Raw genomic sequence first — 25,857 nt, forward strand, 5'->3', positions numbered from 1 at the left:
AAGAAAAAGGCTTGAACGATTATGTCATTCGGGTGGTGGCGTCGCTGTCGGACCTGGACCCGAAAGCATGGAACGCCCTCCTCGCGGCCGAGGCGCAGCCCTCGCCCTTCATGCGCCATGAATACCTTTCGGCATTGCACGACAGCGGCAGCGCCTCGCCCGAAAGCGGCTGGATGCCGCAGTTCATCACCCTGTGGCGCGGCGAGGAACTGCGGGCGGCCTGCCCGGCCTACATCAAGACCCACTCCTATGGCGAATATGTCTTCGACTGGGCCTGGGCCAACGCCTACGAGCAGCATGGGCTTGCCTACTATCCCAAGGCGGTGGTGGCCGTGCCGTTCACGCCGGTGCCCGGCGCACGCCTGCTGGCGCGCGATGCGCAGGACCGCACGCTGCTGGTGCAGGCACTGGTGGCCTGGTGCAGGAAGGAAGAACTGTCGTCGCTGCATCTGTTGTTCGGCGCGGACGCCGACATTGCCGCCTGCACCGAAGCGGGCCTGATGCTGCGCAACACGGTGCAGTTCCACTGGACGAATGCCGCCCCGGGGGAATCAGGCGAGACAGCCGGCTACGCGGACTTCGAAGCCTTTCTTGCCAGCCTGTCGCACGACAAGCGCAAGAAGATCCGGCAGGAGCGCCGCAAGGTGGCCGAGGCCGGCGTGACCTTTCGCTGGTCGCGCGGCGCAGACATCGCCCGGTCGGATTGGGATTTCTTCTACCGCTGCTATGCGCGCACCTACCGCGAGCATGGCAACCCGCCCTATCTTTCGCGCGACTTCTTCCAGCGCATGGCCGACACCATGCCCGAAGCCTGGCTGCTGTTCGTCGCCGAGCGCGGAGGAAAGCCCATCGCGGCGAGCCTGATCGCGCTGTCCACCCACGGGGACGACGCGCTGGTGGCCTATGGCCGCTACTGGGGCGCCGTGGAGCGCGTCGACTGCCTGCATTTCGAGGCCTGCTACTACCAGCCGCTGGCCTGGTGCATTGCCCACGGCGCCCGGCGCTTCGAAGGCGGGGCGCAGGGCGAGCACAAGATGGCGCGCGCATTGATGCCGGTGAAGACCACCAGCGCGCACTGGCTCGCGCACCCCGGCTTCGCCGACGCGGTCGAACGTTTTCTCGAGCGCGAGGGCGAAGGCATCGAGAACTACATGGACCACCTGGGCGAACGCAGCCCCTTCAAGGCCGGCTGAGCAGCCGGCCGCGAACACCCGGGAAGCCGCTTACTTCTTGTAGGCGGCGATGCCGTCGACGATTTCCTTCTTGGCCGCGTCGATACCTTCCCAGCCCAGCACCTTGACCCACTTGCCGGCTTCCAGGTCCTTGTAGTGCTCGAAGAAGTGGCTGATGGCCTTCAGGCGCATCGGGTTCACGTCGTCGACCGACTTCCAGTGGCTGTAGATCGGCAGCACCTTGTCGGTGGGCACGGCCAGCACCTTGCCGTCGACGCCGGCTTCGTCCTCCATCATCAGGATGCCCAGGGGGCGGCAGGGCACGACCACGCCCGGCAGCAGCGGGTACGGCGCGATCACCAGCACATCGACCGGGTCGCCGTCGCCGGAGAGGGTCTGCGGCACGTAGCCGTAGTTGGCCGGGTAGTACATCGCCGTCGTCATGAAGCGGTCGACGAAGATCGCGCCCGATTCCTTGTCGACTTCGTACTTGATCGGGTCGGCATTCATCGGGATTTCGATCACGACATTGAAGGCGTCGGGGATGTTCTTGCCGGGGGAGACTTTGTCGAAGGACATGACGTTTTCGAGTAGTTGAAAAGTATGAGGGGAGATGGGGACAAACCCGGAGTTTACTTTCCGTGTCACGGCCCGGTCGCACGCGTTCTTGTTTTTGCCTGTAAATTGCACCCGTTGGCCAATCGGCTCCGCACCTCGGTGCTGCGAGCTTCGAGGAAGCAACGCGACGGAAAACCTGGGTCCCGTACGCGTTGCGCGCAGGACCCATGCTGTCCGTCTCCACTAGTCACAACGAACGAATGGAGAAGCAAAGCATGATCGGCAACACCCCCCTGATACTCGCCATCGTCTGCGGCCTCGTGGCCGTCGGCTACGGTTTCTGGGCCCGAAGTTGGATTCTCGCCAAGGACCCGGGCAACGCGCGGATGCAGGAAATCGCGGCCGCCATCCAGGCCGGCGCATCGGCCTACCTCGCCAAGCAGTACACCACCATCGCGGTGGTCGGCGTGGTCCTGGCCATTCTCATCGGCATCTTCCTGGACGCGACCACGGCCATCGGCTTCGTGGTGGGCGCGGTGCTTTCGGGCGCCTGCGGGTTCATCGGCATGAACGTGTCGGTGCGCGCCAACGTGCGCACCGCGCAGGCGGCCACGCAAGGCATCGGCCCGGCGCTGGACGTCGCATTCCGCGGCGGCGCCATCACGGGCATGCTGGTGGTGGGGCTGGGCCTCCTGGGCGTCTCGGTCTTCTACTGGTTCCTGGCGGGCAACGGCAACCTCACGCCGGACCGCAGCCTCTCGGCCATCCTCAATCCGCTGATCGGCTTTGCCTTCGGCTCCTCGCTGATCTCGATCTTCGCGCGGCTGGGCGGCGGCATCTTCACCAAGGGCGCCGACGTGGGCGCCGACCTGGTGGGCAAGGTCGAGGCCGGTATTCCGGAAGACGACCCGCGCAACCCGGCGGTGATTGCCGACAACGTGGGCGACAACGTCGGCGACTGCGCCGGCATGGCGGCCGACCTGTTCGAGACCTATGCCGTCACGCTGATCGCCACCATGGTGCTGGGCGCGCTGATGGTCACGGCGGCGCCGCTCAATGCGGTGCTCTATCCGCTGGCACTGGGCGGCGTGTCGATCATCGCGTCGATCATCGGCTGCTTCTTCGTCAAGGCCTCGCCGGGCATGACCAACGTGATGCCGGCGCTCTACAAGGGGCTGGCGGTGGCGGGCCTCCTGTCGCTGATCGCGTTCTGGTTCGTCACGAGCTGGCTCATCCCCGACAACGCCATTGCCCCGAGCGGCAGCCAGCTCAAGCTGTTCGGCGCCTGCTTCGTGGGCCTGGCGCTCACGGCCGCGCTGGTGTGGATCACCGAGTACTACACCGGCACGCAGTACAAGCCGGTGCAGCACATCGCGCAGGCTTCCACCACGGGCCACGGCACCAACATCATCGCGGGCCTGGGCGTCTCGATGCGTTCGACGGCATGGCCGGTGATCTGCGTCTGCGTGGCCATCATGGCCTCATATGCGCTCGCCGGGCTGTTCGGCATTGCGGTGGCCGCCACGGCCATGCTGAGCATGGCGGGCATCGTGGTGGCGCTCGACGCCTACGGTCCCATCACCGACAACGCCGGCGGCATCGCCGAGATGAGCGAGCTGCCCGACAGCGTGCGCGCCGTGACCGACCCGCTCGATGCCGTGGGCAACACCACCAAGGCCGTGACCAAGGGCTACGCGATCGGCTCGGCCGGCCTCGCCTCGCTGGTGCTCTTTGCCGACTACACCCACAAGCTGGAGAGCTTCGGGCTGAACATCAGCTTCAACCTGAGCGACCCGATGGTGATCGTCGGCCTGTTCATCGGCGGGCTGATTCCCTACCTGTTCGGCGCCATGGCCATGGAGGCCGTGGGCCGGGCGGCCGGCGCGGTGGTCGAGGAGGTGCGCCGGCAGTTCCGCGAGATCCCCGGCATCATGGAAGGCACCGGCAAGCCCGAGTACGGCAAGGCCGTGGGCATGCTGACCGGCGCGGCCATCAAGGAAATGATGATCCCCTCGCTGCTGCCGGTGGTGGTGCCGATCCTGGTCGGGCTGGTGCTCGGGCCCAAGGCGCTGGGCGGCCTGCTGATGGGCACCATCGTGACCGGCCTGTTCGTCGCCATCTCGATGTGCACGGGCGGCGGCGCATGGGACAACGCCAAGAAGTACATCGAGGACGGCCACCACGGCGGCAAGGGCTCCGAGGCGCACAAGGCGGCCGTCACCGGCGACACCGTGGGCGACCCCTACAAGGACACGGCCGGCCCGGCGGTGAATCCGCTGATCAAGATCATCAACATCGTGGCGCTGCTGATCGTGCCGCTGGTGGTCAAGTTCCATGCCGGCGATGCGGCCGCGGCCGTGCCGCACAAGGTCGAGATGCCTCCGGCAGCGACCGCGCCGGCCGCCGCTGCCCAGCCCTCCGCGCCCGCAGCGCCGGTGGCGGCAGTGGCCTCCGGCACCGTGGCAGCCGCCGACGCCGCGGCCGTGAAGGTCGAGAACGGCGTGGTGAAGTTCTACTTCGAGAGCGGCAAGGCCGAGGTCGCGCCCAATGCCAAGGAAGCACTGGCCGATGTCATCAAGGCCGTGCAGAGCGGCAGCGTGCTGCTCGTGAGCGGCTACCACGATGCAAGCGGCGATCCGGCCAAGAACGCCGAGCTCGCCAAGCAGCGCGCCGTGGCCGTGGGCGATGCGCTCAAGGCCGCCGGCGCCCCCGCGGACAAGATCGAGCTTGCCAAGCCCGAGCAGACCCAGGCGGACGGGCCCGCGAGCGAAGCCCGCCGCGTCGAAGTGAAGGTCAAGGCCTGATGCCCATCACGGAAAGACTCGAGGCCTTCATTGCCGCCGTGGAAAGCGGTGCGCACGCCCAGGCCATCGAGGACTATTACACCGAGGACGCGACCATGCGCGAGAACCAGGCCGAGCCCCGGCGCGGCCGCAGCGCGCTGGTTGCGCGCGAGCAGGCGACGCTGGACCGCACCGCCTCGGTGGTTTCGACCTGCGTGCGCCCGGTGTTCGTGAACGGCGACCACGTGGTGATCCGCTGGGTCTTCGATTTCCGCTTCAAGGACGGCAAGGCCATGCGCATGGAAGAACTCGCCTGGCAGCGCTGGGAGGGCGAGCGCATCGCCCAGGAAGAGTTCTTCTACGATCCGGCGCAGGCCAGGCCCACCTGACGCTCTTTGCTAGCTGGTACTACCTGGCGCTCTCCGCCGCCACCGCGCGCACCAGGCGCGTGGCCGGCGGCACCAGCTGGCCGAGCTCACCCACCCGGTCCTGTTCGATGGCCTGCAGCACCAGTTCGTTGATGCCGCCCACCACGGTCATCGCCATTTCGCTCGTCAGGTGCGCCGCGGGGCCGTTGTTGATGGCCGCCTGGATGAAGCCGGCGATTTCGCCGTTCACCCGGCGCCGCGCCGCCAGCCCCGGCATGCCCAGGCCGAGGATCTCGACGAACAGTGTGCGCAGCAGCGCCGGATCCTGCGCAAGGTAGTCGAAATACGCGGTGATCGCCCGCTCCACCTGCGCATGCCAGGGCTGGGCCGGATCGAAGGCTTCGCTCACCGCGCGCAGCGCCAGCTTGCTGGCTGCCTCGTACAGCGCGATCAGGCACTCCGACTTGGTCGTGAAATGCTCGTAGAAGGTGCGGCGCGACACGGCGGCCTCGCGCACGATGTCGGCAATGGTGGTGTCCGCGTAGCCCTTGGCGGCCACGGCGCGCGCCATGCCTTCCAGCAGCCGGGCGTAGTGCTCGTGGGCCGGCTCTGCGGAGGCGGCCTCAAGGGCTGGTTTTTCAGTCGCGATGCTCATGGAAAAGACATTGTCCTCCGCATTGGTACTTGACGGTACCAGCCGTGGCGCGCACCATTCCAGGAAATTGGTACGAATGTGTACCGCATCGCATTTTCCAAGGAACATCCGCCATGGCCGACCTTGTCGTGCGCCGCCTTCTGATCGACCTGCAAACGCCGTTCGGCCGCAACTGGTGCGGCGGCAACGCATTCTCCACCGCCTTTTTCAATGCGCTGTCGATGAGCTTTCCGTTCGGCGAGCAGTTCTTCATCGATGCCGTGCGCGACGCCGCGGCCACGCTGCCGGCGCAAGCACAGGAAGCGCTTCGCGCCGACGTGCGCGGCTTCATCGGCCAGGAGGCTACGCACCGGCGCATTCATTCGCTTTTCAACACCCACCTGCAGGACCAGGGCCTGGTGGACGGTTGGACTCCCCGCGCCGCCAGGCGCATGCAGTTGCTGGAGGGCGCCGATCCGCGCCATGCGCTGGCAGCCACCGCAGCCACGGAGCACTTCACCGCCATGTTCGCCGAATGGCTGCTCGCCCACCCCCAGGTGCTCGACGGCGCCGAGCCGCGGCTGCGCACCATGTGGCTCTGGCACAGCGCCGAAGAGCTGGAGCACAAGGCCGTGGCGTTCGACATCTACCAGGCTGCGCAAGGGTCCGACGCCTGGCGCAGGCGCTGGTTCCGGCGCGTGACGCTGATGTTCCTGGGCGACCTCATGCGCCAGACCGCCGACAACCTGCGCCGCGAAGGCCAGCTGTGGAAATGGGCGACCTGGAAGAGCGCCGCGCGCATCCTGCTTGGCAAAGGCGGCCTGCTCAGAGGCAACCGGCAGGCCTGGCGCAGCTACTTTCGCGCCGATTTCCATCCGGCGCAGCAGGACAGCAGCCTGTCGGCACGCTGGCTCGAGAACAACCGCGCACACTACACGGCGGTAGGCGCGGCGGCCGAGGCTCTTCAGTAGAAACTGGCCCTGTGGCTGGGGGGAGTGGCGGCGGCCCGCTGTTCGGGGCGCATTGCCAGGTCGTGCAGGGTGTCGAAGTCCGAAGGGGCATCCGGAATGCGCATCACGGTTTCCTGCTCGGTCAGCGAGGCCACCCAGAGGCCCGCGGCCGAGTCGGCGGGCTCGTCGTTGGCAAAGGTGCCGTCGCGGATGTAGAGGGTTTCGCCGTCGGGGCGTTCGGCGTGCAATTCGATCAGGCGCGAAATCGAAAAGTTGTAGGTCACCAGCTTTTCACGCGTCAGGCGGTCCTTGCCGCCGCAATTGAACGAGCCTTCCGCAGCAATGACGATGCAGGAGCCCTCCACGCCCTCGTCGACATGGCTTCCGGTGCGCCAGACGGCGTTCGGAAGGCGCGCGCGCACCTTGTCGATCACCAGGTCGCGCTGCTTGTTGAGGCTGCCCAGCGGCGGAACCAGCGAGCGCAATTGGCGCAGGCGCTCCGCAAAGATGTTGTCCATGAGGAATTCCACATGGTGCGTCGCACTGCCGGAGGAACGCTTGACCACCTGCATGACCACGTGGCGCGACTTGTTCATTGCAGATTCCTTCCGCAAATCGCCCGGCGCTGGGCGTTATTGCACATACACAAAATCATTTGCCGTCGACTACAAATTAGAACTTTTGACTAACGCAATAAATGCATCAATTGTGTCTAACTGTATATCTATTGCAGGCGATTTGGAAAGAAAATCTGCAATTCTCACGCTCGGGCATGTCGCCAAGGCGTCGCGCCGCCATGCTAGGCCCGCGAGTCCGGCTTATTCGAGCGATTCGTCGAGCGCCTTGCACGAGGGCGCGCAAACGGTCTGGGACTTGCCCAGCACCTGGCGGGTGCGCAATTGCGACCGTACGCGGTGCTTTCCGCACATGAAGCAGGACATGGTCGCCCCGCTGAACGACGCCGAAGCGCGGAACGGCGAGCCCGGTGCCTTCGATTTGTAACGCAGGCCATCGGCCACAACGGCGGTCTTGACCTCAGCTTTGGCCATCGGCTTTGTCCTTTTTCGGTTCGGTGTTGCGCATGGCGCGTGCAATGGCTTCTCTCGCGCTGACTTCGGCCGCAAGCGCCGTGTCGAGCGCCGAGCGGCAGAGGCCGGCATGTTGGTAATTGAGGTTTTCGTAGACCTCGGCGGCGGCAGGATAGGCGTCCAGCAGACGCCCCAGGTCGGCGCCCGGCTCAACGTCGTTGAATTCGTGCACCAGGTGTTCTACCACCGAGCGGTACTGCTCGGCGCCTACGGGGACGGCGCTGTGCTCAAGCCGCTCCAGCAGTTGAGCCAGCACGTGGGTCACTGCCAGATCGGTCTTGGAAGACGGATTATGGGTCGTGTTCATGGATTGCATCTGGGGGCAGCATACGCTTATGCAAGTGGCTGCTACGGCGTGGGGGTTGCCCCCTGCGCGGCCTGCATGCGCCGCAGCAGGCTGTGCAGCATCTCCGTCGACAGCCCGTGAATGACCAGCCGGTGCCCGGCCCGCAGGGTCGAAAGCGGCACCAGCGGATGCTTGTTGTTCACCAGGATGAGGTGCTCGGGGGCGCCCAGCAAGGTGGCCGCGTAGATGCCGATGGTTTCGTCCAGCTGCAGCGAATTGGCGGCGCGCCAGAAGTCGTTGTCGGTCAGCATCAGCTGGTACAGCGGCGTGAAAAGCTCGATGGCGCTCTGCAGGTCGAGAAAGTTGAGCCTGCCGCGCGGCATGTCCGAAAGCCGCAGGCCCGGGTCCCTGATCATCGAAAAATCGACCTCGGGCGCCTTGGCCAGCACCAGCCCCTTGTCGCGCAGCGCCTGGTTCAGCCGGATCACGAAGTTGAAGAGATTCAGGTCGTGCTTCAGGAAGGTCTCGTCCTTGAGCGCATCGATGTCGGCCGGCTCCAGCGGCGAGGTGCCCACGGGTACCGGCGAATTGCGGCCGATGAAGCCCAGCACCTGCGAGCCGAGGTGGAAATGCCGCAGGATCAGCCAGTTCGCTTCCGGCGAGACGAAGCGTTTCAGTCCCCAGGCCAGCAGCCGGTGCAGCAGCTTCGAGTGCGACCAGTTGCGCGGCACGAACACCTTCACCACCTGGATCAGGATGATCGTGAGCCGCGCCACTGGCCGCAGGAACGGCAGCAGGTACTGGCGCGAGCCCGAACTCGAATCGGCCAGCCACGCTGCCTTGACCTCGTCGGGCAGCGGCGTGCTCTGGTCCAGGTAGAGCGCAAGCCAGGGACTGGGATCGCGCTCGTCGTGTTCCTGCGCAAGAAAGTCAGGCGTTCGGCTCATGGGGCATCCGCTGTGTAATGTGCTGAAACTGCATCAGGTACAGCGCGGCCGTGTGGCGCGCGGTATCGATGATCTGGCGGGCCGCCCGGCCCCGGCCTTCGGCGCCCTCGCCGCCTTCCACGGCCATCACCATCTCCACCGCGGCGAGCCAGCGGTTCAGGTGGTTCTCGTCGTTGTGGCCGTGGTATTCGAGAAAGCGGAAGGCGTCGGGCAGCAGCTTCAGGCCGGCCTTGATCAGCGGCAGCAGCGCGGGAACGATGCGCTGGCCCGTGCCCTCGATGATGTAGATGGCGCCCAGCAGGCCGATCGGGTTGCGCGTGGCGGCCAGGCCGTGCAGGTAGGCATTGAGCGCCTCTCCGCCAGGGTTGCGGCGCAGATCGTCGATCCGCTCGACGGTGCCGCCGGCCTTGCGGTAGTCGCTGAAGAGAATGTTGAAGTCGTCCTGCTCCTCGCCCGCGTGCACGTCGATCAGCGCGGCCAGCGCCTGGTACGGGCCGGTCAGCGAAGCGGCGCCTTCGCGCATCCAGCGGCTGCCTTCGCGCACCTGCGGGATCCACTGCTCCATCCAGTTCAGGTAGTCGGGCAAGGCAAGGCGGCGCTCGCGGATCTGGCGGATCAGCGGCGTGCGCCAGGCGCGCGAGCGGTAGTCGTGCCAGATGCCGGCCAGTTCGGTCAGCAGCGCGCCGAGGCCTTCGGGCGCGGCGGCCGGGTCGTGCGGCGGAGCGATCGCGGCTTCGTCGTCCGGGGCCGCGTCGGCCGTGGTGCGCGGAACGGCCAGCGCCTGGGCGGGCGCCTCGGCGGCCTCGACCTCCAGCAGCATGTAGGCGGCCATGAAGCGTCCCGATTCCGGTACGTAGCAGAAGATCTGTTCGCCCGGCTTCAACGCCTTGGTGTGCAGGAACTCCGACAGCATGATCAGGATCGACGCGGCCCCCGTGTTGCCGCGCCAGGCCAGGTTGCTCCACCAGCGCTCGCGCGGAATGGCGAGGTCGGCCTTGGCCATCAGGTCCTCGACCACGGGAATGAATTTCTCCGACGAGTAGTGGCACAGGAAGTGGTCGATCCGCTTCGGATCGAGCCATCCGCCCTGCACCAGCGTTGCGTATTCATGGATGCCGATGTCGAACAGATGCGGCAGCAGGCGGATGTCCTGCCGCAGCGACAAGGCACCCGCCGCCTCCGCCTCGGCCCACGAGCCGAAGTCCAGATGGCCGCGCGCGCGGTCCTCGGTCAGGCCCAGCTGCATGCAGACCGGATAGTCCCCCGAGAACGCGCGCTGGTGCACCCACTTGAGCCGCAGCCGCAGCCCTGGATTGCCGGCCAGCGCGGGCGCGCCGTCCGACAGCAGCAGCGCGCCCGCGCCGTCGGAAAGCATCCAGCGCAGGAAGTGCGAATCGAAGTCGGTTTCGTAGCCGCGCGCCGCAAAGCGCGAGCGCTTGAAAAGCCGCGAGGGCATTTCGCTGGCCACCGCGAGCGCGCTGCGGTGTGCCCCCAGCTCGATGCCCTGCGCGGCCGACTGGATAGCCGACACGCCCGCAGCGCAGATGCCGTGCACCGACAGCGTCTCCATGGGCGGCGCCGCCAGTTCGCCCTGGATCATGTTGGCAAAGCCGGGCATCAGCGTGTCGCCGCCCGAAGAGCCGCTGGCCAGCAGCGACACGCGCGACAGCTCGGCGCCGCCGCGCTGCAGGCAGTCGCGGATCGCGCATGCCGCCAGCTGCGCATTGGTGTGGCGCGTCATGCCCTCCTCGTCGATCGCATAGTGCCGCGTGAGGATGCCGTTCTCGGCCAGGATGCGCCGCTTGATGCGCTCCGACATCCGGTTGAGCGGTGCGATGTAGGCATCCATGCGCTCGTTGGGAATGGGCTCGCCGGGCATGAAGTAGCCGGCGCTCTCGATATAGACGCGTTGGAATGGGACGGGCATGGTTCAGTGGGTTGGAGACTCGGGCGGCACGGGCACGGACGGCATCAGCGGGCGGCTGCGAAAACGCGGCCACAGCGCTCCGAGCACGAACACGCGAACCATGTAGGGCACCAGTCCCTGCTCGTTGAGCGCAGGATCGACCTGCGCGCGGTAGCGCGTGCGGTGCAGCTGCGTGAGCTCGGACCAGTGGACATGCGGGTTCTCGTGATGTGCGGTGTGCAGGCCGATGTTGAACAGCAAAGGGTTCACCAGCCCCTCGAAATTGCGCGCGTAGTTCAGGCGGGTACCCGCGGTATCGCGCCGCGCCTCCACATCCGGCACGGGCCGGCGTCCGTCGGCATGTGCGTGCTGCAGATAGTTGGTGGCCAGCAGCCAGTGCAGCCCGTGCAGCTGCGGCACGATCACCAGCAGAAGGGCCTTGCGCCAGTCGAGCAGCAGCAGCGCGCTCCAGCTGCCGAGCCACAGGGCGTACTGCGCCATGCAGTAGCGCCAGGGTCCCGGCCGGCGCCTGCGAAGCCGCGCGAGCCAGCCGAAGAACACCGGCACCAGCACCCACACGGCCTGGAACGGATGCAGCAGGTAGCCCCGCAGATGGTTGGTGTCGCCGCCGAAGCGGTAGGTGCGCGCCACGTCCCGCGGCCCGTGCCGGTGGCGATGGTGGTTGGCCACGTGCGCCGGCCAGAAGACGAAGGTTGGATGGCCCTGCAGCAGCGTGATCCAGAAGTCGGTGACCCGGTTCATGCGCCGCCCGCGCCACATGCGCAGATGCACATGGTTGTGGTGGATCACGCCCACGCCCAGCGTCAGGAACAGCATCGGCGCATAGAGCAGCACGGCAAAGCCGTGCATCCACTGCCATGCCGCCAGCGCCGGGAGCGCCGCCAGGTACGCCAGGCTCTGCCAGTCGCGCCCATGGCGAAGGCGCGCCGGCCGGCGCGGCGCCTCAGGCCGGCGTGCCATGCTGCGGTTGGCGTTGCTGCTTCTCGCGGAAGGCCAGGAACTGCGGCTCGGCCGCGTCGGCGGCAATGCGCGTGCCGAACAACCGGTCCATGAAAGTGAACTGGAAGCCGTAGTTGCCGCTGTGGCAGGCGTGGTGCAAATGGTGCCGGCGGCTTGCGGCAAACCAGTGGCTGTACGACGCCCGGGGAAAGAAGTCGTAGTTCGAATGCCCGATGCTGTTGAAGAACAGGCTGAACAGCGGCACCGACGCGAGCGACCAGAAGCTGAAGTCGTGCAGCAGCATCGGCAGCAGGATCACGTTGCCGAGCATGGCCGCCTCGATCGGATGGAAGCTGTACGTCGCCCATGGCGTGGTCACGACCGAGCGGTGGTGCGGCCCGTGAAAGCGCCGCAGCCAGCGCGTGTGCAGCAGCCGGTGGTTGAACCAGAAATGAACGTCGTTCCAGATCGCGAGCACCAGGATTTCGGCCGCGACCTGGCGCCAGCCCGCGTCGGCATCGAGCCGCGCCCAGCCCAGCTGGAGCAAGCCCCACGGAAACACCATGCCCAGCCCGAACACGAGCACCGACACGCCCGACTGCGCCAGTTCGCGGCGCAGCTGCCCCGGCTGCAGCGGCCGCGGGTCGAGCACGCGCCCGATGCCGAGCGCGGGCAGCACCCGCCGGGCCAGTAGCCAGTTGAGGACACCGAATCCCAGGTAGATGCCGCCGAAAAAGATCAGCCCCCAGCACATCACCTGGAGGGCCGACAACGAAATGAAGCTTTGCGCCATCCCCCGAGGCTACAGCAGCATTTCGGGAACCAGGGGTGCAATGATCAGGTTGTGGAGGCGCTGGAAGAAGCTCGATTCCGGCTCCGACGTGAGGATGACTTCCTTCTCGCCATCGGTGGTGAGCCACTGCAGCGTGCCGGTGTCCTTGGCAATGCGCAGCCGGTACGAATTCTGCAGCTTGCTGATGTTGATGACGCGCAGCATCTCGCGCGCCAGCTGCGGGCTGTCGACCACCACGCCCATCTCGGTGTTCTGGCTCGCCGAGCGCGGATCGAGGTTCATCGAGCCGATGAAGATGCGGGTCTTGTCGATGGCGGCGGTCTTGGAGTGCAGCCGCCCCAGCGATTTGCCGAACATGCCGAAGCGCTCGCCCGCGGTGGTGCGCTGCGGGCTCAGCTCGTACAGGTCGGCACCGCTCCTGAGCAGCCGCTCGCGGTAGCGCGCATAGCCGGTGTGCACCAGCGGCTCGTCGTTGGCGGCCAGCGAATTGGTCAAGAGCGTGAGCTTGACCTTGCGCCTGGCAAGGTCCTCGAAGGCCGCCATGCCGCGCTCGCCGGGCACCAGGTAGGGCGAGGTCAGGTCGACCTCGACCTTGGCGTCCATCAGCAGCGTCCAGACCTTCATGGTCACGCTGGTGGCAATGGCCTCGTCCTCGGTCATCGTTGCGGGCTTGGTGGGCGGATCGGCAATCGCGCGGGCCTCGCCCCACAGCAGGCCCATGCGGCCACCGTCGAGTTCTTCCGCGATCGGCCCGTAGCCCAGCACGTCGGACGGCGGCAGCACGATCTTCGGCGGCGGCGCGGCCATGCCGATCCAGGCGTCGAAGTCGGCGGCCGTGGGCGTGCGGCCGCCCTCCCCGCGCACGATGTCGGCAATGGGCCAGACCTGCTCGCTGTTCCAGTAGGCGTCGAAGATCGATTCGAGCTGCGGCAGCACCTTGCCCACCACCAGCGCGTCCATGTCGATGAAGTTCTGCGCCTCGCTCAGCACGAAATACTCGTCGGCGATGTTGCGCCCGCCCACCACCGCCATGACGCCGTCGGCGATGAAGAGCTTGTTGTGCATGCGGTGGTTGAGCCGCCCGATCTCGTGCGGCGAGGCCGCGAAGCGCGAGAGAAAACCGCCGCGTCCGCAGCAGAACGGATTGAACAGCCGCACCTGCACATTGGGCGTGGCCGAAAGCGCGAGCAGCGGCTGCTGGCTCTTGACTGTGTAGAGATCGTCCACCAGCAGCCGCACCTGCACCCCGCGCCCGGCCGCCTCGCGCAGCGCGCGCATCAGGAGGCGGCCGGTGGCGTCGTTCTCGAACTGGTAGTACTGGACCACCAGCGAGCGCTGGGCGCGCTCTGCAAGCTGCACGCGCGCGTCGAGCGAATACACGCCGAGCGGCATCAGCCGGAAGCCCGAATGCTCGCCCGGCGGCGTCGAGGCGGCTGCGATGCGTGCCAGGGTGGTGGACGGATCGGCCGCGGCGGCGTTCACCGCCGCCCGCTCGCGCGCCGGCGGCAGCGAGCCGCACGCCGCCAGCGCCGCAGCCATGGCGCCGGCAAGACAGATACGCAGAAGTGGGGTCCAGAGGTTCATGATGGCATCCTAGAATTCGTTTCACCCCTGCTCGGAGTTACACCATGGCAAGACCGATCCTCTCACGCATTGCCCTGATGTCGGTCGCCGCCGGGCTGGCACTGCCCGCCTGGGCTGCACTGGACATCGGCGATCCGGTGCCCAAGTTCACCGCCAACGCCGCGCTCGGCGGCAAGACCTTCCGCTATTCGCTGGCCGAGGCGCTGGCCAAGGGCCCGGTGGTGGTGTACTTCTTTCCGGCGGCCGACTCCAGCGATTGTTCGATCGAAGCGCATGCCTTCGCCGAAGCCGTCGACCAGTTCGCCGCGCTCGGCGCCACGGTCATCGGCGTGTCGGCCGACGACATCGACACCCTCTCCAAGTTCTCGGTCAAGTCGTGCCAGAGCCGCTTTCCCGTGGCTTCGGATGAATCCAAATCCGTGATCAACGGCTTCGACGCCCTGATGCAGACCCGGCCCGACTTCGCCAACCGACTGTCCTACGTGATCGCGCCGAACGGCAAGGTGGCCTATTACTACCAGAACCTGAATCCGGACAAGCACGTGGAGCGCATGCTCAACGCGGTCCGGGCGCTGCCGCGGCCGGGCGCAGGCGCACCCCGGTAGCGGGTGCAAAATCCCGTCCCATGCAACTCAACTTCATCGCCAACGCCGACGTCCCGTCATCCTCCGGCCGCACCCTGCAGGTGCTCGACCCCTCCGACGGCCAGCCTTTCGACGAAATCCAGCGCAGCAATGCCGCCGACATCGATTCCGCCGTGCGCGCGGCGCGCGACTGCTTCGAGGGCGTCTGGCACAAGGTGAGCGCGGCCGACCGCGGCCGCCTGCTCTACAAGCTCTCGCAGAAGGTTGCCGAGCACGTCGACGAGCTCGCGCTCATCGAGCAGCGCGATTGCGGCAAGCCGGTGAAGCAGGCCCGCGCCGACGCACTCGCGCTGGTGCGCTATTTCGAGTTCTATGCCGGCGCCTGCGACAAGCTGCACGGCGAGACCATTCCCTACCAGGACGGCTACAGCGTCTTCACCTGGCGCGAGCCGCACGGCGTCACCGGCCACATCATTCCGTGGAACTACCCGATGCAGATCTTCGGGCGCAGCGTGGGCGGCGCGCTGGCGGCCGGCAACGTGTGCGTGGTGAAGCCGGCCGAGGATGCCTGCCTTTCCCTCATTCGCGTGGCGCAGCTGGCGGCCGAGGTCGGCTTTCCGGCCGGCGCGCTCAACATCGTGACAGGCTACGGCCATGAAGTGGGCGACGCGCTCGCGCGGCACGAAGGCATCGACCACATCAGCTTCACCGGCAGCCCGAAGATCGGCACGCTGATCCAGCAGGTGGCGGCGGAGCGGCATTGCCCGGTCACGCTCGAACTCGGCGGCAAGAGCCCGCAGATCATCTTTGCCGACGCCGACCTCGACGCGGCCATTCCGGTGATCATCAACGCCATCGTGCAGAACGCCGGCCAGACCTGTTCGGCCGGCTCGCGCGTGCTGATCCAGCGCGGCATCTACGAGCCGCTGCTCGAGCGCCTCGGCCGTGCCTTCGAGGCCCTGCGCGTCGGCCCCGCGGCCATGGACCTGGACGTCGGCCCGCTGATCCGCCAGACACAGCAGCAGCGCGTGTGGGATTTCCTGAGCGACGCCCAGGTGGCGGGCATCCCGATGGTGGCCCACGGCATCGTGGTCGACGAGGCGCCCGAAACCGGCTTCTACCAGGCCCCCACCCTGCTGCGCGACGTGCCGGTGAACCACCGCCTCGCCCAGGAAGAGGTGTTCGGCCCGGTGCTCGCCGCGATGCAGTTCGCCGACGAGGACGAAGCGGTGGCGCTCGCCAACGCCACGCAGTTCGGCCTTGTGGCCGGCGTCTGGACGACCGACGGTGCGCGCCAGTTCCGCATGGCCAAGCGGGTTCGCAGCGGCCAGGTGTTCATCAACAACTACGGCGCCGGCGGCGGCGTGGAACTGCCGTTCGGCGGCGTCAAGTCGTCGGGCTACGGACGCGAAAAGGGCTTCGAAGCGCTCTACGGCTTCACCACGCTCAAGACGGTGGCCATCAAGCACGGCTGAGGCGCGCGCCGCGTGCAGGGCCGGGTTCCGGGCGGCGCTCGCCGAGGAGTAGCCCTTTTCGGAATCGGCCCGCGCCCGATGGAGTAAATTGGCCGCTGTCCATGAACCGCAAAAGCACCACCGTCATTCCGCTCTCCGAGGTCGGCCGCGCGCGCCCCGCCGTGGCGGTTCCGGAGGTGGCCGTGCCCGCCACCGGGCGGCTGCTCGACCGCCTGGGCCGGCCGCTCACCGACCTGCGCATCAGCGTGACCGACCGCTGCAACTTCCGCTGCAGCTACTGCATGCCGAAGGACGTGTTCGACAAGGACTACCAGTACCTGCCGCACAGCGCGCTGCTGAGCTTCGAGGAAATGACCCGGCTCGCGCGCCTGTTCGCGGCCCATGGCGTGCGCAAGATCCGCCTCACCGGCGGCGAGCCGCTGCTGCGCAAGAACATCGAGGCGCTGATCGCGCAGCTCTCTGAAATCCGCACCCCGGGCGGCGAACCGCTCGCGCTCACGCTCACCACCAACGGCTCGCTGCTGCAGCGCAAGGCGGCCGCGCTGGCCGCCGCCGGCCTGCAGCGTGTGACCGTGAGCCTCGACAGCCTGGACGATGCGGTCTTCCGCCACATGAACGACGTCGATTTTCCGGTGGCCGACGTGCTCGCCGGCATCGAGGCGGCGCTGGCCGCGGGCCTCGGTCCGCTGAAGGTGAACATGGTGGTCAAGCGCGGCACCAACGAGCAGGAAATCCTGCCGATGGCGCGCTACTTCCGCGACCACCACGGCGGCAAGGTGGTGCTGCGCTTCATCGAATACATGGACGTGGGCGCCACCAACGGCTGGCGCATGGACGAGGTGCTGCCCTCGGCCGAGGTCATTGCGCGCATCGGCGCCGAGTTTCCGCTGGTGCCGCTCGAGCCCAGCGCGCCGGGCGAAACCGCCCAGCGATGGGCCTACGCCGACGGCGGCGGGGAAATCGGCGTGATCAGCAGCGTGACCCAGGCCTTCTGCCACGACTGCAGCCGTGCGCGCCTGTCCACCGAGGGCAAGCTCTACCTCTGCCTCTTCGCGAGCGCGGGCCACGACCTGCGCCCCCTGCTGCGCGGCACCGCCACCGACGAGGACATCGGCTCCGCCATCGGCCACATCTGGCAGGGCCGCGCCGACCGCTATTCCGAACTGCGCGCGCTGCGCGGCCCCGACAGCGGCGAGCACGACGCCAACAACCCCGCGCCGCGCCGCGTCGAAATGAGCTACATCGGCGGATGACCCCCAAAACACAAGATTCCATTTCCCCCGGCGAGATCACCGGCCTGCTGCTGGCCGGCGGCCGCGGCTCCCGCATGGGCGGCATCGACAAGGGCCTGCAGAACTTCAACGGCTCGCCGCTTGCCATGCATGCCGTGCTGCGCCTGGGCATGCAGGTGGGCGAGGTCATGATCAATGCCAACCGCAACCTGGCGGCTTACGAGTCCTTCGGCGTTCCGGTGTGGCCCGACAGCCTGGCCGACTATGCCGGCCCGCTCGCGGGCTTCCTGACCGGGCTCGAACGCTGCGAAACGCCCTACCTTCTCACAGTGCCCTGCGACACGCCGCTGTTTCCGCTCGACCTGGCGAGCCGGCTGGCCGAGGCCCTGGTGGCCGACAACGCGGAAATCGCCATGGTGAGCGCGCCCGAGGCCGCCGCCGAGCCCGGCGCAGCGCCGGTGCTGCGGCCGCAGCCGGTGTTCTGCCTGCTGCACACCACGCTGCTCGAAAGCCTGGTGAACTTCACCCAGTCCGGCGGACGCAAGATCGACGCCTGGACCGCGCAGCACCGCACGGTGCTCGTGCCCTTCGACCGCCCCGGCGACGCCCCCGACGCCTTCTTCAATGCCAACACGCTGGCCGAACTGCACGCGCTGGAAAACCGATGAGCCGCATCGCCGACATTGCCGCCGCCCTTGCCGGCTATGACCCCCAGGCGCTGAGCGTCCAGGGCGTGCAGGCCTTCCTGGCGCAACTGGTAGCACCCGCCGTGGTGGCCGAGCGCGAGGAAGTCGCGCTGCGCGAAGCGCTCGGCCGTGTGCTGGCCGAAGACATCATCTCGCCGGTCAGCGTGCCGCCGCACGACAACTCCGCGATGGACGGCTTTGCCTTCGACGGCGCGATCCTGCGGGACGATTCGCCGACCGACGCCTCCATCGAGCTGCGCGTGGTGGGCACTGCCTTGGCCGGCACGGCCTGGCGCGGCGTGCTCGCCGCCGGCGACGCGGTTCGCATCATGACGGGCGCGGTCATGCCCGAAGGGCTCGACACCGTGATCCCGCAGGAATTCTGCAAGGTCGACGGCGACCGCGTGCGCTTTCCCGCCAAGGTGCTTCGGCGCGGCGACAACCGCCGCTTCGCGGGTGAAGACCTCATGCAGGGCCAGCCGGCCCTGCGCCGCGGCGAGCGCCTGTCGCCTGCCGCGCTGGGCATGGTCGCCAGCCTGGGCCTGCCTTCGGTGCCCGCGCTGCGGCGGCTGCGCGTGGCCTATTTCTCGACCGGCGACGAGATCCTGAGCCTTGGCGAGCCGCCGCGCGAAGGCGCGGTGTACGACAGCAACCGCTACACCGTGTTCGGCCTGCTCACGCGGCTGGGCTGCGAAGTGATCGACCTGGGCCTGGTGCGCGACGACCCGGCCACGCTCGCCGCCACGCTGCAGCATGCCGCGGGCCAGGCCGACGCCATCATCACCAGCGGCGGCGTGAGCGTCGGCGCCGCCGACCACACGCGCGCCGTGATGCAGCAGCTCGGCGACATGGCTTTCTGGCGCGTGGCGATGCGTCCCGGCCGGCCGATGGCGGTGGGGCTCGTTCCTCGCAGCCAGCAGGCCGCGCCAGGCTCGGCGGTGCTCTTCGGCCTGCCCGGCAATCCGGTGGCCGTCATGGTCACCTTCCTCGCCTTCGTGCGGCCCGCCCTGCTGCGCATGATGGGCTGCCACGAGATTGCCGCCGCGCCGGCGCCGCTGCTGCGCGCGCGCGCCGCGAGCGCCATCCGCAAGAAGCCCGGCCGCACCGAATACCAGCGCGGCTTCGTGCGGGCCGTGGCCGGTGCGCTGCCCGAGGTCCGCATTGCCGGCAACCAGGGCTCCGGCGTGCTGAGCTCGATGGTCGAGGCCAACGGGCTCGTGGTGCTGCACCACGACCAGGGCAATGTGGCCGCGGGCGACGAAGTCGACGTGATGATGCTGGAGGCGTAGCCCGCCACGGGCCGCGCACTCGGCAGGCAGCGGCTCAGATCCGGCCCAGCGCCTTGTCCACGCCCTTGTTGGCCAGCATGTCGGCACGCTCGTTGCCGACGTCGCCCGAGTGGCCCTTGACCCAGCGCCATTCGATCACGTGGCCTCCTTCGGCCACCAGCTTGTCGAGTTTCTGCCAGAGCTCGACGTTCTTGACCGGCTGCTTGGTCGAGGTGCGCCAGCCCTTGGCCTTCCAGCCGCGGATCCATTCGGTGATGCCCATGCGCACGTACTGGCTGTCCAGGTAGAGGATGACCTTGCAGGGCCGCTTGAGCGCGGCCAGGCCCTCGATCACGGCGGTGAGCTCCATCCGGTTGTTGGTGGTGTTGAGTTCGCCGCCGAACAGTTCCTTTTCGGTGGCGCCCGACTTGAGCCACGCGCCCCAGCCGCCAGGGCCGGGATTGCCTTTGCACGCACCATCGGTGTAGATCACGACTTCGTTCAAAACGCTCTTTTCCTTCTTCTTCAATATTCAATATTCAATATTCAATATTCAATGTTCAATCGGCGCGGTCGGCCTTGGCCCTGTGCATCTTGCCTGCAATGGGTACCGGCGCGGTGGCGCGCGCCGCCGCGCGGCGCCAATCGGCGCTCAGCAGGCGCATGCCGCGCACCCGCTTGACGGCCACCAGGAAGTACGCCGCGCCGAAGATGGGCCACCAGCGCTCGCCGGCGGCGTCCATCCAGCGGCAGCGCTCGAGCCATGCCTCGCTGCGCACCGCGGGCCGGTAGACGCCGAAGCGCCCCGACTCCACCTCGAAGCTCAGGAGCCGCAGCCAGTCGCGCATGCGCCAGTAGCCGATGAACTCGCCGCCCTCGGGCAGAAAGAGATCGCCGAGGCCGAGCCGGCGGTACAAGTGCGCGCGGCGCTGCCTCATGCCCCAGAGGCTGGCCGGATTGAGCCCGCAGATCACCACGCGGCCCTCGGGCACCAGCACCCGCTCCACTTCGCGCAGGGCCGCGTGGGGGTCCTGGCTCAGCTCCAGCGCATGCGGCAGCACCACCAGGTCGAGGCTGTTGGCGGCAAACGGCAGCGCCGCAAAATCGGTGTACAGCGCAGCCCTGCCGGACGGCTGGCCGGGGTCGGGCAGCGCCAGCCAACGGTGCGGCATGCGGTTGGTGCGCAGGCCATCGACCCCGGCAGCGCCGAGCTGCAGCGCGTGGTAGCCGAAAACATCCGCCACGGCTTCGTCGAACTGGGCCTGCTCCCACGCGAGCAGGTAGCGGCCGGGGGGGGTCGCGAACCAATCCTGCAAACCTATAATTTGACCGCTCATGACCCTTGTTCCGCTGCCCGCCTTCGCTGACAACTACATCTGGATGCTGCAGGACGGGTCCAACGCGATCGTGGTGGACCCGGGCGACGCCCAACCGGTGTTCGACGCCTTGGCGCGCGACAAGCTGCAGCTCGCCGCGATTCTAGTCACGCACCATCACCCCGATCACACGGGCGGCGTGGCCGCGCTCCATGCCGCCACCGGCGCGCCGGCCTTCGGTCCGGCACGCGAACGCATTCCGCAGCCCTTCAAGCCGCTGTCGCATGGCGACACCGCCGAGGTGCTCGGGCTGCGCTTTTCGGTCATCGACGTGCCTGGCCACACGGCCGGCCACATCGCCTACTTCCTGCCCGCAAGCGCAGGCCGGGCGCCGCTTCTTTTTTGCGGCGACACGCTGTTCTCCGGCGGCTGCGGCCGGCTGTTCGAAGGCACGCCAGCGCAGATGCTGGCCTCGCTCGATGCGCTGGCGGCGCTGCCGGGCGACACCCGCGTGTGCTGCGCGCACGAATACACACTTGCTAACCTGCGTTTCGCCCGCGCGGTGGAACCCGGCAATGCCGATCTGACTCAGTACAGCGCGCACTGCGAAAGCCTGCGCGCGCAGGGGCGGCCCACGCTGCCCTCGCAACTGGCCACCGAACGCCGGATCAACCCCTTTCTTCGCAGCCGCGAAGCCACTGTCCTTAGAGCGGTGCGCGAGCACGCCGAGCTTTCCGCCGATGCGGCCGAAGCCGAGGTGTTCGCTGCGCTGCGCCAATGGAAAAACGACTTCCGATGAAACTTATCGCTGCTGTCTGCCTTGCAGGCTCACTGTTGCTCGCGGGCTGCGCGGGCACCAACAGCCCGTCTTCCTCCTCCACCACCACATCCGCGCAATCCACCGCCGGCGGCACCGGCGCCAAGGCTTCCGGCAGCGCGGCGCCGGTCTACCCGGGCGGACCGCTCACCCCCATCACCAGCAGCGAAGCCCATTCGCAGAGCGTCGTCACGCTGGCGCCGCCCGCCGACATGTGGGACCGCATCCGCCGCGGCTTCAAGATGCCGAACCTCGAAAGCGACCTGGTGCGCGACCGCGAGCAGTGGTATGCCACCCGGCCCGACTACATCCAGCGCATGACCGAGCGCTCGAACAAGTACATCTTCCACATCGTCGAAGAACTCGAGCGGCGCAACATGCCGACCGAACTCGCGCTGCTGCCGTACATCGAGAGCGCGTTCAATCCGCAGGCCATTTCCAGCGCACGCGCCGCGGGCATGTGGCAGTTCATGCCCGCCACCGGCACCGACTTCGACCTCAAGCAGAACATCTTCCGCGACGACCGGCGCGACGTGGTGGCCTCGACGCGCGCCGCACTCGACTACCTGCAAAAGCTCTACGGCATGTTCGGCGACTGGCAGCTCGCGCTGGCCGCCTACAACTGGGGCGAAGGCAGCGTGAGCCGCGCCATCGCCAAGAACCAGCGCCTGGGCCTGCCCACCACCTACAGCGATCTTTCCATGCCGGCCGAAACGCGGCTCTACGTGCCCAAGCTGCAGGCGGTGAAGAACATCGTGGCCAATCCGCAGGCGTTCAACACCGAGCTGCCGCTGATCGCGAACCACCCGTACTTCCAGACCGTAACGCTCACGCGCGACCTCGACGTCGAACTGGCGGCCAAGCTGGCCGACATCCGCCTCGAGGACTTCCGCGCCCTCAACCCGGCCGCGCACAAGCCGGTGCTGCTGGCGGCCGGCACGCCGCAGATCCTCCTGCCCTGGGACAACGCGGCCGTGTTCCAGCGCAACTTCGATGCGTACTCGCAAGGCCAGTACGCCAGCTGGACGGCATGGGTGGTTCCCAACACGATGACGGTGGCCGACGCAGCCCAGCGCTCGGGCATGAGCGAAGCCGACCTGCGCGCACTCAACAGCATTCCGCCGCGCATGCTCATCAAGGCCGGCTCCACGCTCATCGTGCCGCGCGGCGCGCGCGTCAAGGAAGACGTGACGGCGCTGGTGGCCGACAGCGGCCACCTGAGCTTCCAGCCCGAAATCGTCAATCGCCGCACCACCGTCAAGGCCGGACGCAACGACAGCGTGGCCAGCATCGCGCGCCGCTACAAGCTCAAGCCCGACAGCGTGGCCGAGTGGAACGACGTCAAGCTCAACCATTCGTTCAAGCGCGGCTACAGCGTGGTGGTGTACCTGCCGGTCCGCGCTGCACCCGAAGCGCGCGTCGGCACGGGCGCGGCACGGGCGCACGGCCGCACCGCCGTTGCCGACAAGCGCGGCGGCGGCCCCGTGAAGGCGGTTGCCGCACGCGGCCGCAACGTGGTGGTGGTGAAGACGCCGGCAGGCAAGCAGGTGGTGCGCGAGAAGCGCGGCGGCACGCCGTCGAAGAAAAAGCGCTGAGCCTTGCCCGCGAGCCGGCGGCAACCGAAGCGCGGACGCTAGAGCTTTTCGGTTTCGCCGCTGCGCGGCTGCCACTTCATGAGGCGCTTCTCGATGAGGCCGACCAGGCCGTCGAGCAAGAGCGCAAAGGCCGTCAGCACCACGATGCCGGCAAAGACGGTGTTCACGTCGAAGGTGCCCTCGGCCTGCAGGATCAGGTAGCCCACGCCGCGCGCCGAGCCCAGGTACTCCCCGACCACGGCGCCGACGAAGGCCAGGCCCACCGAAGTGTGCAGGCTCGAGAACACCCAGCTCGTCGCGCTCGGCAGGTAGACCGTGCGAAGCAGCTGCCGCTGGTTGGCGCCGAGCATCTTCGCGTTGGCCAGCACCACCGGGCTCACCTCGCGCACGCCCTGGTAGACGTTGAAGAACACGATGAAGAACACCAGCGTGACGGCCAGCGCCACCTTGCTCCAGATGCCGAGGCCGAACCACAGCGCGAAGATCGGCGCGAGGATCACGCGCGGCATCGAGTTGGCGGCCTTGATGTAGGGATCGAGGATCAGGCTCGCGGTGGGTGCCAGCGCCAGCCAGAGCCCGCAGGCCAGGCCCAGCACGGTGCCGATGCCGAAGGCCAGCACCGTCTCGAGCAGCGTGGTGCCCAGGTGCCGGTAGATGTCGGCATTGCCCTTCAGGCCTTCAGGAAACAGCAGGTTCGGCGGCACCTCGAACGGCAGGAACCAGCTCCAGATGCGCCCCGCCACCTGGATCGGCTCGCCCAGGAAAAAGGCGATCTGCTGGTTGCGCGACGCCAGGTGCCAGCCCACCAGGATGATCGCGAGCAGCACCAGCTGCCAGAAGCGCGCATTGCGTTCGTTCAGGCGCGGCATCATGCGGCCTTCCTGAGCTGCTGCGCATAGCCCTTGAGCACTTCGTCGCGCAGCACCTCCCAGATCTGGGTGTGCAGCTCGACGAAGCGCGGCTGCGTGCGCACCTCGGCCACGTCGCGCGGCCGCGCCAGGTCGATGGCGAACTCGCCGATCGGATGCGTGGCCGGGCCAGCCGACAGCACCACCACGCGGTCGCTCATTGCAATGGCTTCGTCGAGATCGTGCGTGATGAAGAGCACGGCCTTCCGACCTTGTGAGCCCCCGGGCGCTGCGCGGCTCGGCGCGCTCCAGATGTCGAGTACCTCGTTCTCCATCAGCTGGCGCGTCTGGATGTCGAGCGCGCTGAAGGGCTCGTCCATGAGGATGATGTCGGGGTCGAGCACCAGCGTCTGCGCGAGCGCCACGCGCTTGCGCATGCCGCCCGAGAGCTGGTGCGGATAGCGGTCGCCAAAGCCCGAGAGGCCCACGCGCGAAAGCCAGGCCTCGGCCTGCCCGCGTGCATCGGCATCGGGCACGCCGCGGTACTGCAGCCCCACCATCACGTTGTCGATGGCGCTTCGCCACGGCATCAGCGCCTCGGTCTGGAACATGTAGCCGGCGCGCGCATTCACGCCCGCCAGCGTCTGGCCGAAGACCTTGATGGTGCCCGACGAAGGTTCGAGCAGGCCCGCGCCCACGTTCAGCAAGGTCGACTTGCCGCAGCCCGTGGGGCCCACCACCGAGACGAATTCCCCAGCCCGCACGCGCAGCGTGGTGTCGGCCACCGCGGTGTAGCGCTGGCCCGGATCGTCCTTCGAATGGAAGGTGCAGCTGATGGAGAGAAGCTCGAGTGCGTAGTCGGACATGTCTGGCGAGAATTCTGGCATTGGCCGCCACAAGAAAAAACCCGGCCGAGGCCGGGTCGCGGGGACGTTCGGAGTCAGGCTTTGAACCTGTCCTTCGCGCGCCTAGCAAAATCGTTGGTGTAGGTCTTCATGAGGTCGATCTTGTCGGCCTTCACGGCCGTGTCGAAGCTCGAGATGGCAGTGAGCGCCGTCTTGGGACCGTCGGCCGGCACGAGGCCGTCGGTGGCGATCGATTCGCGCACCTTGTCGAAAGATGCAAGGTACAGCGCGCGGTCGCCGAGCAGGTAGGTTTCGGGCACCGTCTTGATGATGTCGCCGGGGCCGGCTGTCTGCAGCCACTTGAGGCCGTGGACGATGGCATTGGCCAGTGCCTGGCAGGTGTTGGGGTTCTTCTGGATGAAGTCGACCGGCGCGTAGAGGCAGGCCGCGGGCATCGGTCCGCCGAACACCTGCTGCGTGCCCTTGAGCGTGCGCGTGTCGCTGATGATCTTCACGTCGCCCTTCTGCTCGAGCATGGTCATGACGGGGTCGGTGTTGCTGATGGCGTCGATCTGGCCCGAGCGCAGCGCCGTGAGCGCGCCGGCCGCCACGCCCACGCCGATGTAGCTCACGTCGCTGGCCTTGAGGCCGCCGCGCGACAGCACCAGGTTGGCCACCATGTTGGTCGAGGAGCCCGGCGCCGAGACGCCGATCTTCCTGCCCTTGAGATCGGAAATGCCGGTGTAGCCCGCCATGTTCTTGGTCGACACGCCCACCGCGATCTGCGGCGCACGGCCCTGCAGCACGAAGGCCTGGAAGAACTGGTTCTTGGCCTGCAGGTTGATGGTGTGCTCGTAGGCGCCGGAGCACACGTCCGCCGATCCGCCCACCACAGCCTGCAGCGCGCGTGCGCCGCCTGCAAAATCGGAGATCTCGACGTCGAGGCCTTCGGCCTTGAAGTAGCCGAGCTGTTCGGAGATGGTGAGCGGCAAATAGTAGAACGCCGCCTTGCCGCCCACTGCAATGGAAATCTTCGTCTTCTCGAGCTTGGCTTGCGCAAAGACCCGCGGCAACGCAATGGTTGCCGCAGCGACTGCGGAGACTGTCATGAGGGTTCTGCGGTGGAGCATGGAGCAATCCTGCGGGCGCTTGATTCTGGTGG

At 67.6% G+C, this 25,857-nt stretch carries 26 protein-coding genes; 11 read left to right on the forward strand and 15 right to left on the reverse strand.

Features of this window, described 5'->3' with window-relative positions; all coding sequences use genetic code 11:
* Nucleotides 1–11: 11 nt before the first annotated feature.
* The gene (locus AC1DMS_RS12510) at nt 12–1,193 is read left to right on the forward strand and encodes a GNAT family N-acetyltransferase (RefSeq protein ID WP_012747469.1); all 1,182 of its coding nucleotides are present in this window, start codon (nt 12–14) and stop codon (nt 1,191–1,193) included.
* Nucleotides 1,194–1,223: 30 nt separating this feature from the next.
* Here the strand turns inward: AC1DMS_RS12510 and ppa are convergent, their stop codons facing one another.
* Complete coding sequence (gene ppa / locus AC1DMS_RS12515; RefSeq protein WP_012747468.1) at nt 1,224–1,751, reverse strand: inorganic diphosphatase; 528 nt, start codon at nt 1,749–1,751, stop codon at nt 1,224–1,226.
* A gap of 254 nt (nt 1,752–2,005) precedes the next feature.
* Here ppa and AC1DMS_RS12520 point away from each other — a divergent pair, with 254 nt between their 5' ends.
* Together AC1DMS_RS12520 and AC1DMS_RS12525 are read left to right on the forward strand one after the other, a co-directional pair.
* Nucleotides 2,006–4,534, forward strand: coding sequence for a sodium-translocating pyrophosphatase (locus AC1DMS_RS12520; protein ID WP_012747467.1), 2,529 nt, complete (start codon nt 2,006–2,008; stop codon nt 4,532–4,534).
* The gene (locus AC1DMS_RS12525; RefSeq protein WP_012747466.1) at nt 4,534–4,902 is read left to right on the forward strand and encodes a nuclear transport factor 2 family protein; all 369 of its coding nucleotides are present in this window, start codon (nt 4,534–4,536) and stop codon (nt 4,900–4,902) included. Before AC1DMS_RS12520 ends, AC1DMS_RS12525 begins: the two co-directional genes overlap by 1 nt.
* Nucleotides 4,903–4,921: 19 nt before the next feature.
* Here AC1DMS_RS12525 and AC1DMS_RS12530 read toward each other — a convergent pair whose 3' ends face one another.
* A complete protein-coding gene (locus AC1DMS_RS12530) occupies nt 4,922–5,536 on the reverse strand; it encodes a TetR/AcrR family transcriptional regulator (protein WP_012747465.1) in 615 nt (204 codons plus the stop codon).
* A 113-nt stretch (nt 5,537–5,649) separates the two neighbouring features.
* Between AC1DMS_RS12530 and AC1DMS_RS12535 the strand changes: the two genes are divergently transcribed.
* A complete protein-coding gene (locus AC1DMS_RS12535; RefSeq protein ID WP_012747464.1) occupies nt 5,650–6,486 on the forward strand; it encodes a metal-dependent hydrolase in 837 nt (278 codons plus the stop codon).
* Here the strand turns inward: AC1DMS_RS12535 and AC1DMS_RS12540 are convergent.
* The 8 genes from AC1DMS_RS12540 to AC1DMS_RS12575 all read right to left on the reverse strand — a co-directional run bounded on the left by AC1DMS_RS12540 (nt 6,480) and on the right by AC1DMS_RS12575 (nt 14,029).
* Entirely contained in the window at nt 6,480–7,061 is a 582-nt protein-coding gene (locus AC1DMS_RS12540) for a hypothetical protein (protein ID WP_012747463.1), read from the reverse strand. The genes AC1DMS_RS12535 and AC1DMS_RS12540 overlap by 7 nt on opposite strands.
* 222 nt (nt 7,062–7,283) lie before the next feature.
* Entirely contained in the window at nt 7,284–7,514 is a 231-nt protein-coding gene (locus AC1DMS_RS12545; RefSeq protein ID WP_012747462.1) for a hypothetical protein, read from the reverse strand.
* On the reverse strand, nt 7,501–7,869 hold the full coding sequence (locus tag AC1DMS_RS12550; RefSeq protein WP_012747461.1) for a hypothetical protein: 369 nt from the start codon (nt 7,867–7,869) through the stop codon (nt 7,501–7,503). The genes AC1DMS_RS12545 and AC1DMS_RS12550 overlap by 14 nt, the downstream gene beginning before the upstream one ends.
* Nucleotides 7,870–7,901: 32 nt before the next feature.
* A complete protein-coding gene (locus tag AC1DMS_RS12555) occupies nt 7,902–8,786 on the reverse strand; it encodes a DUF6999 family protein (RefSeq protein WP_012747460.1) in 885 nt (294 codons plus the stop codon).
* Nucleotides 8,770–10,713, reverse strand: coding sequence for a beta-ketoacyl-ACP synthase III (locus AC1DMS_RS12560; RefSeq protein WP_012747459.1), 1,944 nt, complete (start codon nt 10,711–10,713; stop codon nt 8,770–8,772). The genes AC1DMS_RS12555 and AC1DMS_RS12560 overlap by 17 nt, the downstream gene beginning before the upstream one ends.
* Before the next feature lie 3 nt (nt 10,714–10,716).
* Nucleotides 10,717–11,673, reverse strand: a complete 957-nt coding sequence (locus AC1DMS_RS12565; protein ID WP_012747458.1) for a fatty acid desaturase — start codon at nt 11,671–11,673, stop codon at nt 10,717–10,719.
* Nucleotides 11,657–12,445: a sterol desaturase family protein gene (locus AC1DMS_RS12570; protein WP_012747457.1), complete on the reverse strand. Its 789-nt coding sequence runs from the start codon at nt 12,443–12,445 to the stop codon at nt 11,657–11,659. Before AC1DMS_RS12570 ends, AC1DMS_RS12565 begins: the two co-directional genes overlap by 17 nt.
* A 9-nt stretch (nt 12,446–12,454) precedes the next feature.
* The gene (locus AC1DMS_RS12575; protein WP_012747456.1) at nt 12,455–14,029 is read right to left on the reverse strand and encodes a phospholipase D family protein; all 1,575 of its coding nucleotides are present in this window, start codon (nt 14,027–14,029) and stop codon (nt 12,455–12,457) included.
* Between the two features lie 44 nt (nt 14,030–14,073).
* Here AC1DMS_RS12575 and AC1DMS_RS12580 point away from each other — a divergent pair, with 44 nt between their 5' ends.
* The 5 genes from AC1DMS_RS12580 (at nt 14,074) to moeA (ending at nt 19,295) form a co-directional block, all read left to right on the forward strand.
* Entirely contained in the window at nt 14,074–14,634 is a 561-nt protein-coding gene (locus tag AC1DMS_RS12580) for a peroxiredoxin (RefSeq protein WP_012747455.1), read from the forward strand.
* 20 nt (nt 14,635–14,654) lie between these two features.
* A complete protein-coding gene (locus tag AC1DMS_RS12585; RefSeq protein WP_012747454.1) occupies nt 14,655–16,088 on the forward strand; it encodes an aldehyde dehydrogenase family protein in 1,434 nt (477 codons plus the stop codon).
* Between the two features lie 101 nt (nt 16,089–16,189).
* A complete protein-coding gene (gene moaA, locus AC1DMS_RS12590; RefSeq protein ID WP_012747453.1) occupies nt 16,190–17,341 on the forward strand; it encodes a GTP 3',8-cyclase MoaA in 1,152 nt (383 codons plus the stop codon).
* Nucleotides 17,338–17,988 (forward strand): molybdenum cofactor guanylyltransferase MobA, encoded by a 651-nt coding sequence (gene mobA / locus AC1DMS_RS12595; RefSeq protein WP_012747452.1) that lies wholly within the window; start codon nt 17,338–17,340, stop codon nt 17,986–17,988. Before moaA ends, mobA begins: the two co-directional genes overlap by 4 nt.
* On the forward strand, nt 17,985–19,295 hold the full coding sequence (moeA, locus tag AC1DMS_RS12600; RefSeq protein ID WP_012747451.1) for a molybdopterin molybdotransferase MoeA: 1,311 nt from the start codon (nt 17,985–17,987) through the stop codon (nt 19,293–19,295). The genes mobA and moeA overlap by 4 nt, the downstream gene beginning before the upstream one ends.
* A 34-nt stretch (nt 19,296–19,329) precedes the next feature.
* Here the strand turns inward: moeA and rnhA are convergent, their stop codons facing one another.
* Nucleotides 19,330–19,779, reverse strand: coding sequence for a ribonuclease HI (gene rnhA / locus AC1DMS_RS12605; RefSeq protein WP_012747450.1), 450 nt, complete (start codon nt 19,777–19,779; stop codon nt 19,330–19,332).
* A gap of 55 nt (nt 19,780–19,834) precedes the next feature.
* On the reverse strand, nt 19,835–20,590 hold the full coding sequence (locus AC1DMS_RS12610) for a class I SAM-dependent methyltransferase (protein WP_012747449.1): 756 nt from the start codon (nt 20,588–20,590) through the stop codon (nt 19,835–19,837).
* 19 nt (nt 20,591–20,609) lie between these two features.
* Here AC1DMS_RS12610 and gloB point away from each other — a divergent pair, with 19 nt between their 5' ends.
* Nucleotides 20,610–21,389, forward strand: a complete 780-nt coding sequence (gloB, locus tag AC1DMS_RS12615; RefSeq protein ID WP_478181098.1) for a hydroxyacylglutathione hydrolase — start codon at nt 20,610–20,612, stop codon at nt 21,387–21,389.
* Nucleotides 21,386–23,002: a transglycosylase SLT domain-containing protein gene (locus tag AC1DMS_RS12620; RefSeq protein ID WP_012747447.1), complete on the forward strand. Its 1,617-nt coding sequence runs from the start codon at nt 21,386–21,388 to the stop codon at nt 23,000–23,002. Before gloB ends, AC1DMS_RS12620 begins: the two co-directional genes overlap by 4 nt.
* Nucleotides 23,003–23,040: 38 nt before the next feature.
* On the opposite strand, the gene AC1DMS_RS12625 is transcribed toward AC1DMS_RS12620, so the two are convergent.
* The 3 genes from AC1DMS_RS12625 to AC1DMS_RS12635 all read right to left on the reverse strand — a co-directional run bounded on the left by AC1DMS_RS12625 (nt 23,041) and on the right by AC1DMS_RS12635 (nt 25,825).
* A complete protein-coding gene (locus tag AC1DMS_RS12625) occupies nt 23,041–23,874 on the reverse strand; it encodes an ABC transporter permease (protein ID WP_012747446.1) in 834 nt (277 codons plus the stop codon).
* Nucleotides 23,871–24,716, reverse strand: a complete 846-nt coding sequence (locus tag AC1DMS_RS12630) for an ABC transporter ATP-binding protein (RefSeq protein WP_012747445.1) — start codon at nt 24,714–24,716, stop codon at nt 23,871–23,873. Before AC1DMS_RS12630 ends, AC1DMS_RS12625 begins: the two co-directional genes overlap by 4 nt.
* 74 nt (nt 24,717–24,790) lie before the next feature.
* Nucleotides 24,791–25,825: an ABC transporter substrate-binding protein gene (locus AC1DMS_RS12635; protein WP_012747444.1), complete on the reverse strand. Its 1,035-nt coding sequence runs from the start codon at nt 25,823–25,825 to the stop codon at nt 24,791–24,793.
* Nucleotides 25,826–25,857: the final 32 nt, after the last annotated feature.

Source organism: Variovorax sp. 05T418, from assembly GCF_056396385.1.

Excerpts from the sequence above, each read along its gene's own strand:
- gloB (WP_478181098.1), top strand. The coding sequence starts at position 20,610 with ATGACCCTTGTTCCGCTGCCCGCCTTCGCTGACAACTACATCTGGATG.
- AC1DMS_RS12535 (WP_012747464.1), top strand. The coding sequence starts at position 5,650 with ATGGCCGACCTTGTCGTGCGCCGCCTTCTGATCGACCTGCAAACGCCG.
- AC1DMS_RS12555 (WP_012747460.1), bottom strand. The coding sequence starts at position 8,786 with ATGAGCCGAACGCCTGACTTTCTTGCGCAGGAACACGACGAGCGCGAT.
- AC1DMS_RS12525 (WP_012747466.1), top strand. The coding sequence starts at position 4,534 with ATGCCCATCACGGAAAGACTCGAGGCCTTCATTGCCGCCGTGGAAAGC.
- mobA (WP_012747452.1), top strand. The coding sequence starts at position 17,338 with ATGACCCCCAAAACACAAGATTCCATTTCCCCCGGCGAGATCACCGGC.
- moeA (WP_012747451.1), top strand. The coding sequence starts at position 17,985 with ATGAGCCGCATCGCCGACATTGCCGCCGCCCTTGCCGGCTATGACCCC.
- ppa (WP_012747468.1), bottom strand. The coding sequence starts at position 1,751 with ATGTCCTTCGACAAAGTCTCCCCCGGCAAGAACATCCCCGACGCCTTC.
- AC1DMS_RS12560 (WP_012747459.1), bottom strand. The coding sequence starts at position 10,713 with ATGCCCGTCCCATTCCAACGCGTCTATATCGAGAGCGCCGGCTACTTC.
- AC1DMS_RS12585 (WP_012747454.1), top strand. The coding sequence starts at position 14,655 with ATGCAACTCAACTTCATCGCCAACGCCGACGTCCCGTCATCCTCCGGC.
- AC1DMS_RS12630 (WP_012747445.1), bottom strand. The coding sequence starts at position 24,716 with ATGTCCGACTACGCACTCGAGCTTCTCTCCATCAGCTGCACCTTCCAT.
- AC1DMS_RS12520 (WP_012747467.1), top strand. The coding sequence starts at position 2,006 with ATGATCGGCAACACCCCCCTGATACTCGCCATCGTCTGCGGCCTCGTG.
- AC1DMS_RS12575 (WP_012747456.1), bottom strand. The coding sequence starts at position 14,029 with ATGAACCTCTGGACCCCACTTCTGCGTATCTGTCTTGCCGGCGCCATG.
- AC1DMS_RS12580 (WP_012747455.1), top strand. The coding sequence starts at position 14,074 with ATGGCAAGACCGATCCTCTCACGCATTGCCCTGATGTCGGTCGCCGCC.
- moaA (WP_012747453.1), top strand. The coding sequence starts at position 16,190 with ATGAACCGCAAAAGCACCACCGTCATTCCGCTCTCCGAGGTCGGCCGC.
- AC1DMS_RS12530 (WP_012747465.1), bottom strand. The coding sequence starts at position 5,536 with ATGAGCATCGCGACTGAAAAACCAGCCCTTGAGGCCGCCTCCGCAGAG.
- AC1DMS_RS12545 (WP_012747462.1), bottom strand. The coding sequence starts at position 7,514 with ATGGCCAAAGCTGAGGTCAAGACCGCCGTTGTGGCCGATGGCCTGCGT.
- AC1DMS_RS12550 (WP_012747461.1), bottom strand. The coding sequence starts at position 7,869 with ATGCAATCCATGAACACGACCCATAATCCGTCTTCCAAGACCGATCTG.
- AC1DMS_RS12565 (WP_012747458.1), bottom strand. The coding sequence starts at position 11,673 with ATGGCACGCCGGCCTGAGGCGCCGCGCCGGCCGGCGCGCCTTCGCCAT.
- AC1DMS_RS12620 (WP_012747447.1), top strand. The coding sequence starts at position 21,386 with ATGAAACTTATCGCTGCTGTCTGCCTTGCAGGCTCACTGTTGCTCGCG.
- AC1DMS_RS12540 (WP_012747463.1), bottom strand. The coding sequence starts at position 7,061 with ATGAACAAGTCGCGCCACGTGGTCATGCAGGTGGTCAAGCGTTCCTCC.
- AC1DMS_RS12625 (WP_012747446.1), bottom strand. The coding sequence starts at position 23,874 with ATGATGCCGCGCCTGAACGAACGCAATGCGCGCTTCTGGCAGCTGGTG.
- AC1DMS_RS12570 (WP_012747457.1), bottom strand. The coding sequence starts at position 12,445 with ATGGCGCAAAGCTTCATTTCGTTGTCGGCCCTCCAGGTGATGTGCTGG.
- AC1DMS_RS12635 (WP_012747444.1), bottom strand. The coding sequence starts at position 25,825 with ATGCTCCACCGCAGAACCCTCATGACAGTCTCCGCAGTCGCTGCGGCA.